Source organism: Methylobacterium crusticola (assembly GCF_003574465.1).
Lineage (GTDB): Bacteria > Pseudomonadota > Alphaproteobacteria > Rhizobiales > Beijerinckiaceae > Methylobacterium > Methylobacterium crusticola.
Window position 1 is genome coordinate 23,645 of record NZ_KZ984625.1, and the last position, 9,119, is coordinate 32,763.

5 protein-coding genes are annotated in these 9,119 nt (G+C 78.9%); 2 read left to right on the forward strand and 3 right to left on the reverse strand.

The features are described from left to right. Positions 1-133: 133 nt before the first annotated feature. Complete coding sequence (locus DT057_RS02820) at positions 134-4,504, reverse strand: translocation/assembly module TamB domain-containing protein (protein WP_128560610.1); 4,371 nt, start codon at positions 4,502-4,504, stop codon at positions 134-136. After that, a complete protein-coding gene (locus tag DT057_RS02825; RefSeq protein ID WP_128560611.1) occupies positions 4,505-6,526 on the reverse strand; it encodes an autotransporter assembly complex protein TamA in 2,022 nt (673 codons plus the stop codon). 221 nt (positions 6,527-6,747) lie between these two features. On the opposite strand from DT057_RS02825, the gene DT057_RS02830 reads away from it, so the two are divergent. Both DT057_RS02830 and DT057_RS02835 read left to right on the forward strand, forming a co-directional pair. Continuing rightward, on the forward strand, positions 6,748-7,644 hold the full coding sequence (locus DT057_RS02830; protein WP_128560612.1) for a histone deacetylase family protein: 897 nt from the start codon (positions 6,748-6,750) through the stop codon (positions 7,642-7,644). Positions 7,645-7,724: 80 nt separating this feature from the next. After that, complete coding sequence (locus tag DT057_RS02835; RefSeq protein WP_128560613.1) at positions 7,725-7,853, forward strand: TFIIS helical bundle-like domain containing protein; 129 nt, start codon at positions 7,725-7,727, stop codon at positions 7,851-7,853. Between the two features lie 308 nt (positions 7,854-8,161). Here DT057_RS02835 and DT057_RS02840 read toward each other — a convergent pair. Continuing rightward, positions 8,162-9,119: DUF6925 family protein (locus DT057_RS02840; RefSeq protein ID WP_338103492.1), on the reverse strand; the 958-nt coding region annotated here is incomplete at its 5' end.

The window sequence follows — 9,119 nt, forward strand, 5'->3', positions numbered from 1 at the left end:
CGGGCGGGCCGGACCGGGCCGTCATCCCCGGGGGAGCGCTGCCGCGCCCGTCCCGGTTCGATCGACCCGGGCTCTCCGGCCTGCGCCGGCCGCCCCGGCGGCGGAATGGCCGCCCCGGCGCCGGGGGTGCTCCCTAGTACTCCCACTCCGCGCCCACCCCCACGGCGGTCCGGCCGTCCGCCCCGGCCTCGCCCTGCACCTTGATCCGGCCGGTCACGTCGTACGTGACGACGGCGGCGCTGTCCTCCGGACGGGCGCCGGCCCGGACGCCGACGTCGACCCGGTCGCTGATCGCCCGGGACAGGCCGACCGCGGCGCCGCCCCTGGCGCCGGCCTGGATGTCGAGGCTGTCGAGGCCCAAGCCCTTGCGGGCGCTCTCGAACACGTCGGGCCCGCCTGCGCCGCCGGAGAGCTGCGCCACCGCCTGGGCGAGCTGCAGGGCCTGGAACGGCGACAGGCCGCCCGAGGCCTTCTTGAACAGCAGGCGCGAGAGCACCTCGTCCTGGGGCAGCGGCGGCTCGGAGGAGAGGGCGAAGTCGGGCTGGTTCGCCGGGCCGGTGACGGCGATGCGCGCCGTGACGTCGCCGGCCTGGGCCTGGGCGGCGAAGTCGAGGTCCGGCGCCGTGAGGTCGCCCGCGAAGGTCAGGCGGCCGCGGCTGAAGTCGAGGCGCTGGCCGACGATCTGGATCCGGCCGCGGCGCATGGCGAAGCCGCCGTTGGCCACCGGTGCCCGCGAGGTGCCGGTGAGCCGCAGGGCCCCGCCGAGCTCCGCGTCGATGCCGCGCCCCCGCACGGTGATCCGGCCGGGGGCGTTCACCGTCAGGTCGAGGGCGGCGGTGAAGGGCGGAGCGGGGCGCCCGCGGCGCGCCCCGGCCTCCCGCCGCGCCCGCGCGTCGAGGCGCGCCCTGAGGTCCGGCGGGGCGTTGACGTGGCGCAGGCCCGGCAGGGGCTGCACCGTGGCGGGCAGGCGGTCCGGCACCGCGACCGCGAGCGAGACCACGTCGACCTCGCCCGACACCCGCGGCGTGCGGGCGAGGGGCCCGGTCAGGGACAGGTTCAGGCCCGACACGAGGGTCATCAGCGGGCTCGCCACCAGCTCGGCCCGGTCGGCCGTGACGGTGAGCGAGCCCGGGAAGCCCGCGGCCGGATCGACCGCGACCCGGCCCCGGACCTGGAGCGTGCCGCCGTTGCGGGTCGCGGCGGAGAGGCGCTCGATCACCAGCGCGTCGCCCCGCCCGGTCACCCGGCCCTGGATGTCGGTGAGGCGGATGCCCTGGAGCGGATCGGTGAAGCTGCCGCCCGACAGGACCGCGTCCCCCTCGACCCGCGGCGCCCGCAGGGTGCCGCCGAGCCCGGCATCGAGGGCGACCCGGCCGGTGAGCCGCTGGCCGCCGGCGGCGAGCAGCGTGTTGGCGAGGGAGGCCTCGAGGGCGCCGCGGGCCCGCAGCGCCAGGGTGCCGCCGGCCTCGACCGGGACCGACCCGGTCACGGCGACCTGGAGGCCGCGCCCCGCCGAGACGCTGCCGTCGACGCCGGCGCGGCCGTCGGCCAGGGTCCCGGAGGCCCGGGCCTCGACCGGCGGCAGGCCGGCCGCGCGGGTCGCGGGCGTGACGAGGCGGGAGACGCCGAGGGCGTAGCGGCCCTCCGGGCTCTCGGGCGTGCCGGTGAGCGCCGCCTCGCCGTCGAGGGTGCCGGCGAGCGCCAGTCCGGGCGAGGCGATCCGCGCCAGGGCGAGGGGCACCGCCTTGAGGCCGAGCCGGACGTCGAGGCGGCGCCCGACGCGGCCCTCGAGGCTCGCCCGGCCCGTCCCGGCCGCGACGGCGAGGCCCTCGATCCGGATGCCGCCCTCCTCGAAGGTCAGGGCGGCGGGGCCGGCGAGGGCGAGGCGGTCGCCCCCCCGGACGGCGCTGAGGCGGGCGAGGTCGAGGCGCGGGCCGGCGCCCGGCACCAGCGTCGCGGCGCCGTCGAGGGCGAAGCCCCGGGCGCGGGCCTGGAGCGAGAGGTCGCTGCCGCCGGCGCCCGGCCTCGCCGCGAGGCGGAGGGTCTCGACGGTCTCGCCCCCCACGACCAGCCGGTCGGCGCTCAGGCGGCCCTCGACCCGGGGGGCGGACCAGAGGTCGGTGCCGGACAGGTCGGCGTCGAGGCGCGCGACCGCGAGGCCCGCCGCCCGCACGCCCTCGCCCGTCGCCCGCAGCCGCGCGTCCTGCCGGCCGCCGGCCCGGCCGAGGCTCACGGCCGCCTCGAGGCGCCCGCCGAGGCGCGTGAGGGCGAGCGCCGAGAGGTCGTCGAGGTCGCCCGCCCGCAGGGTCAGGTCGCCCTCGGCGAGGGGTGTGGCGGGATCGAGGACGGCCCGCCCCGAGAGGCTGACCGAGCCGAGCGCGAAGGCGAGCCGGTCGAGGCGCCACTCGCGGCCCTCACGGGCGACCCGCAGGTCGCCCGTGAGGGCCTTGCCGTCGACCCGGCCGGAGAGCCGCACCGTGCCGTCGGGGGCGCCGGCGAGGTCCCGCAGCACGCCCTCCGCCGCGAGGTCGCGCAGGGGCCGGCCCAGGGCCTTGGCGTCGGGGGCCGAGAGCCCGAACGCGAGGTCGGGGCGCTCGAGGGAGCCGGTGAGGCGGGCCGTGAGCCCGGCCCGGCCGGCGAGCTCCGGGTCGAGGGTGGCGAGGTCCGAGAGGTCGATCCGGCCGGCGACGTCGGCCCGCGCCAGGGTGGCGCGGCCCTCCAGCGTTCCGGCCGCGGCGGCCCCGGCGAGCCGCACGTTCTGGAACGCGTAGCCGTCGGGCAGGCGGGTCAGGCGCCCGTCGAGGCGGGGCTCGGGCCCGAGGGTGCGGTCGAGGGCCGGGGTGCCGAGGGAGAGCCCGGCCGCCCGCGCCTCGAGGTCGGCGGTGACGCCGGCGCGGCCCGGGTCGCCGCTGAGCCGGGCCGTGGCGGCGACGCGGCCGGCGAGGGGCCGGCCGGCGGCGAGCGAGAGGGCCGCGAGGTCGCGCAGGTCCGCCCGGAGCGTGCCCGCCACCACGTCGCGGCCGATCCGGCCGGCGTAGCGGGCGCTGGCGGCGGGCGCCTCGAGGGAGACCTCGTCGAGGTCCGCGACGCCGTCGGGGTCGATGCGGCCGGCGAGCCGGAAGGCGGCCCGGGACCCGACGGCCCGGCGCAGGGCCGGGTCGGCGAGGCGCAGGCCCTCGACCCTGGCCTCGGCGGCGAGGCGGAAGGCCTGGCCGGCGGGCGTCCGCGGCAGGGGCTCGGCCGAGAGGTCGGCGCTCACCCGCTCAAGGCGGCTGCCGGCGGCCGCGAGGCCCGCGGCCCGCAGGCGCCCGGCCACCCGGGGCGCGTCGAGGGGCCCCTTGAGGCTGCCGTCGAGGGTCAGCGACTCGATCTCGGCCTGCGCGGCCCGGGTCACGGCGCCCTCGGTCGGCAGCGCGCGGGCCTGGAGCGTCAGGTCGGCGGTCCGGGCGGCGTCGAGGCTGCCGGCGAGGCTCAGGCGGGCGGTGCGGGAGGTGAGGTCGAAGCGGTCGACCCGCAGCGCGCCGTCGTCGGAGAACCGCAGGGCGCCGTCGAGGCGGGTGGTGCCGGAGAACACCGCCGCGGCGGGCCCGGGCATCAGGCCCTCGATGCGCGAGGCGAGGTCGAGGCTCATGCGGCGCTCCGCCCCGGCGCGGTCGATGCGCGCCCGGCCCTCGGCGCCGATGCCCTCGCCGGCCTGGAAGCCCAGGGTGGCGCTCCAGGCGTCGAGGGGCCCGCGCCCGTCGAGGTCGAGGCTCACGGGCGGCAGGCCCGGCAGGCCCATCAGGCGGGCGGCGAGGCCGCCGGCCGGCTCGTCGTGGGCGAGCTTCAGCTCCAGGCGCGCGCCCTCCGGCACGAAGGCGAGCCGGACCGTGAGGGTGCCGGGCCGGTCGAGGCGGCGCGCCCCGAGGGCGAGGTCGAGACCCTCCCGGGGGTCCCCGAGGGTGGCCTGGCCGGCGCCGGCGATGCGGGCGGCCTCGCCGAGCACCGGCTCGCCGAGGACGAGCTCGCTCAGGGCGAACGCCTTCACGGCGACCTTGACGGGCAGGTCCGGCAGCAGGGGCTCGTTGGCGGCGGCCGGGCTCGGCGAGGGCAGGGGCCGGCGCAGCACCTCCAGCCGGCCGATCTCCAGCCGGTCGACCTCGAGGCGGCGGGCGAGGAGCGCGGTGCGGCGCCAGATCAGGCGGGCGCGGTCGAGGCGCAGCCAGACGCCGTCGCGGTCCGCGATCGCCACGTCCCGGATCGTGGCGTCGGAGGAGAGCGCGCCGTCGACGGCGCCGATCGAGACCCGCGAGGTCGGGGTCGAGAGCGCCCGCGAGAGCAGGTCGCCGAGGATCGTCGTCTCGCCCTCGGCCGCGCGCCCGGCGGTGGCGCGCCCGAGCCAGGCGAGGGCGAGGAGCGCCAGCACGAGGGCGGCCGCCCGGCCGGCCCGGGCCCGCGGGCGGCGCGGCCCGGCCGCGGGACGGGGCGGGACGGGCCCGCCGGCGCTGACCTGGGCGTGCGTCATCTAGAAGGCCTGACCGAGGCTGATGTAGAGGGCGACCGGCGGCTGCTTGAGCGCCTTGTCGGGGTTCAGCGGCACCGCGAGGTCGACCCGGATCGGGCCGATGCCGGTGTAGTAGCGCAGCCCGATGCCCGCCGCGACGCGGATGCGCTCGTCGAAGTCGGGCAGGCTCGACGCGAAGGCGGTGCCGGCGTCGACGAACGGCACGACGCCGATCGTGTCGGTGAGCTTGATCCGGCCCTCGACCGAGCCCTCGATGAGCGAGCGCCCGCCGATCGGCAGGTTGTAGGGGCCGACCGGCCCGACCGTGCGGTAGGAGTAGCCCCGGATCGAGCCGCCGCCGCCGGCGAAGAAGCGCAGCGAGGCCGGGATCTCGGCCAGCCCCGCGCCGCTGACCGAGCCGAGGCCGAGGCGGGCCGCCAGGATGGTGCGGGCCTCGTCGTCGAGGGCCCAGTAGGTCGAGCCCTGGGCCTTGGCGAGGAGGAGGCCGGGATCGGAGCCGAGGACGCCCGGGTAGGGCGTCACCGAGGCGGTCAGCCGCACGCCCCGGGTCGGGTCGAGCAGGCTGTCGGTGGAATCGTACGTGACCCCGACCGGCAGGCCGACCAGCCCGTAATCGACCCGGCCGAGGGCGTCGCGGTCGGAGCCGGCCCGCCCCTCGATGCCGGCCTGCACCGAGAACGCGTCGCCGAAGCGGTGGCGCAGGGCCAGGGTGCCGCCCGCGGCGTCGCTGACGTAGGATTGCTGCACCTCGCGGCCGATGAAGGCGCCGGCCAGCAGGTCGTTGCGGGTGCCGAACAGGGCCGGCTTGACGAAGGTGGCGGCGAGCCGGCCGCCGAGGCCGTTGGTCTCGATCCCGGCGAGCCGGCGGCGGCGGGCGTAGTAGTCGGTGCCGAGGCCGAGATACGACAGGTCGGCGTCGATGCGCAGGGTCTCGCCGCCGCCGAACAGGTTGCGGTCGGCCCAGTAGGCGCGCACGCCCGGCCCGTCGACCGTGGAGTAGCGGGCCGAGGCGCCGACGATGTGCGGCGCGCGCTCGGTCACGTCGACGAAGACCGGCAGGGTGCCGTCGGGGTCGAGGGCCTCGCCCTCCCGCACCCGGACGCCCCCCAGCGCCTCGATGCGGGCGACGGAGCGCCGGATCCCGGCGAGCGCCTGGGGCGAGTACGGGTCGCCGGGCTCGGCGTAGATGAACGAGCGCACCACCGCCGGGTCGAGGTCCCGCGTGCCCCGCACCGTGACGGCGCCCAGCGCCGCCGCCGGGCCCGGGTCGAGCACGAAGGCGACGTCCATGACGCGGGCGGCGTGGTCCACCACCGGCTCGCGCCGCAGCACCTTGGCGAAGGGGTGGCCCTGGGCGCGGAAGTGGTCGACCAGGCGGGCCTCGCGGGCGAGCACCGCGGCGGAGCGCGCGGCCTCGTCGTCCCCGACGCGGGTGAGGCGCGGCGGCACCGCGTCCGGCCCGAAGGGGCGGCCGGCCGGGTCCCGCACCGCGAGGGTGCGCAGGCGGTAGAGCGGGCCCTGGTCGACGGCGATGCGCACCGCCACCAGGGTGCGGTTGCGCGCGGCCTCCGCGGCGCGCACGGCGCTGCGGGCGGCGGCGTCGCCCCCGAGCACCACGTCCTCGATCCGGACGCTCACGCGGCCGTCGTAGTAGCCGAAGCCCCAGAGCGCGTCGAGGAGGCGCGGCAGGTCGGCCTCGGCCCGGCGCAGCAGGCCCTCGCCGTCGGGCGGCGCCTCGGCCCGCAGCCGCTCGAGGCTCGACGTGTCCCGCAGCGCCCGCAGCAGGTCCTCGTCCTCGACGCCCTGGAAGCGGACCGCGTAGGGCAGGGCCGCGGGGCTCGGGGCCGGCGGCGGCTCCTCGCCGCCGAACAGGCCGAACAGGTCGAAGGCCCGGGCGGGCTCCGCCCCGGCCAGGCCGAGGGTCCCGACGGCGAGCACCAGCCCGACGCGGCGCCCCCGCCTCGCATCCGATGATCGGCACGCGCTCGACGCGCCGCGACGCACTCTCGACTGGTCCGCCATGCCCCCCGGCTGCGCGTTGGCTCCGTCCTCCCGCGAGGGTCGGCGGAGTTCGTGTTCAAACCGTGTCCAGGCCGCGACGCGTCCCGTATCGCTTGTGGGACAGCGCTGACGGTGGGGCAACCCCGCGGGCCCGAGCCGCACCCCGCGGCGCGCGGTCGCGCTCGCGCCGGGCCGCGCTCTCGCGTTGGCGCCTGTGAGGGTTTCGGATCGCAGGTGAGACCATGGTCCCGGTCGTGTTCCATCCGGCCTACGAGGCGGCGCTGCCGGTGGGGCACCGCTTCCCCATGCGCAAGTACGGGCGGCTCGCCGAGATCATCGTCGAGCGCGGACTCGTGCCGGGCGGGTTCGTGACCCCGGAGCCGGCGACGCCCGACCTCGTCGGGCTCGCGCACGACCGGGGCTACGTCGAGCAGGTCGTCACCGCCACGGTGCCGCGGGCGATCGAGAGGGCGATCGGGCTGCCGGTGGATGCCGGGGTGGCGCGCCGCTCCCTCGCCTCGGCGGGCGGCACGCTGCTCGCCGCGCGCCTCGCCCTCGCGGGCGGGCTCGCCGGCAGCGCCGCCGGGGGCAGCCACCACGGCCGGCGGGCCGCGGGGGGCGGCTTCTGCGTCTTCAACGACGTCGCGGTGGCGGCCCTGGCGCTGAAGCGCGAGGGCGCGATCGCCCGGGCCCTGGTGGTCGACCTCGACGTCCACCAGGGCGACGGCACCGCCGACTGCCTGGCGGGCGAGCCCGACCTGTTCACCTTCTCGATGCACGCGGAGAGGAACTACCCCGCCGACAAGGTCCCGGGCGACCTCGACGTCGGCCTGCCGGACGGCCTCGACGACGACGCCTACCTGGCGGCGCTCGCCCTGCACGTGCCGCGACTCCTCGACGGCCTGCGGCCGGACCTCGTGTTCTACAATGCCGGCGTCGATCCCCACCGGGACGACCGCCTCGGGCGCCTCTCGCTCACCGACGCGGGCCTGCGCCGGCGCGAGCGCCACGTGGTCGGGGAGGCCCGCCGCCGGGGCATCCCGCTCGTGGCGGTGATCGGCGGCGGCTACGCGGCCGACATCGACGCGCTGGCGGCCCGCCACGCCCTGGTGTTCGAGACGATGGCGGAGCTCGCGTGAGGGGCCGCCCGGAACAGCAAAGCCTGTCGGCCGTTGAACTCCACACCCACACCGCGCCCACATCCGGCAAGGAGGATGCGATGAGCCTGATCGGTCGAATCGTCACCAAGATCCTGGGGAACGACGACCCCAACGCCCGGGCCGAGGACCGGACGCCGCAATCGGGCAACCTCGTCGGCCGGATCGTCACCAAGATCCTGCGGCGCTGAGGATCCGGGCGCCGGCCGACGGCGCTCGCGACGACGTCCCGCACCCCCGCCGGCCTCCGGCGGGGGTGTTTCGCGTCGCCGGCCCCGCCTCCGGGCGGAACGCCGCCCGGGAAACGCGCCGCCGGGTGCCGTCTCGCACTTGCGAAGGGCGGGCGGCGTCCTACATCAGGAGGTGCAGGGCCGCGATGGCGTCGCGGTCATGCTGCCCTCTTTGGGCGTTTCCTCCCTAGACTTCGGGCCGCTCGCGAGAGCGGCCTTTTTTCTGTGCCGGACCCGCTCCGCCGGGGCCGGGGGCCGGTCCTGGGCCGTCAGCCGCCGGCCGCGAGGCGACGCTGCGCCCGCGCGACCCGGACGGCGGCCCGCCCGAACCGCGTCGCGGGCTGCGGCACCGGGTCGCCGGCCAGGACCCGGCGCTTCAGGGCCACGAGGCCCGGATCGCCCCAGCGCGCCAGCAGGGCCTGGAAGGCGGCGTGGCGCCGGGCGTCGAAGGCGAGCCCTCCGCCCGCCTCCCGCGTCACCGGATGGGGCGGGTGCAGGTGGGCGACCGGCACCCACCCGGCCGGGATCGGGGCGGTGGCGGCGTGGGTGCGGCCGAGGCGCAGGAGCGTCTCGTGCAGGTCGGCGCGGGGCCCGCCGGCATCGCCCCCGGGCGCGACCTCGACCCGGTGGGGACCCGCCGTGACGACGACCGTGCCCGCCATGAGCCCGAGGCGGGGCCAGAGCAGGAGGCCGTCCGGGCGCCCGCACGCCGCCCTCAGGGCACGGAGGGACGCGGGAGCGCGGACGCGCACGCAGGCCCGGGCCTGCGCCAGCCCGAGGCCGAGGCAGAACAGCACCCCGTCCCGGTCCTGCGGCCGGGCGGCCTCCCGGTCGGGGCCGAGCTCCGTCACCAGCCTGTGCCCGGCCCCGGCGCAGGCCCCGGCGGGCCGGCAGAGCGCGACGGCGTGGCTCCAGGCCGCGTCCCCGAGGGCGGTCTCGTAGGCGACGGGCCGCAACCCGGCAGGGTCCCCGGCTCCGCCGGGCAGCCCGGCTTCCCCGCGGAGTTCGGCTTCCCCGCGGAGCTCGGCCCCGCCCGCGAACGCGATGGCGCCGCGTCGCGTCGCGAGGCCGAGGCGGCCGTCGTCCAGGGGGTCCGCGGGCTCGCCGGCGTCGCGCCGGAAGGTGGCGCCCGCCCCGTAGCCGCCGAGGCTCCAGGTCGCGGCCGGATCCGCGAGGGCGTCCCGCAGGAGCGCCCGGAGGGAGCCGGGCGCGGCCGCGTCCCGGGTC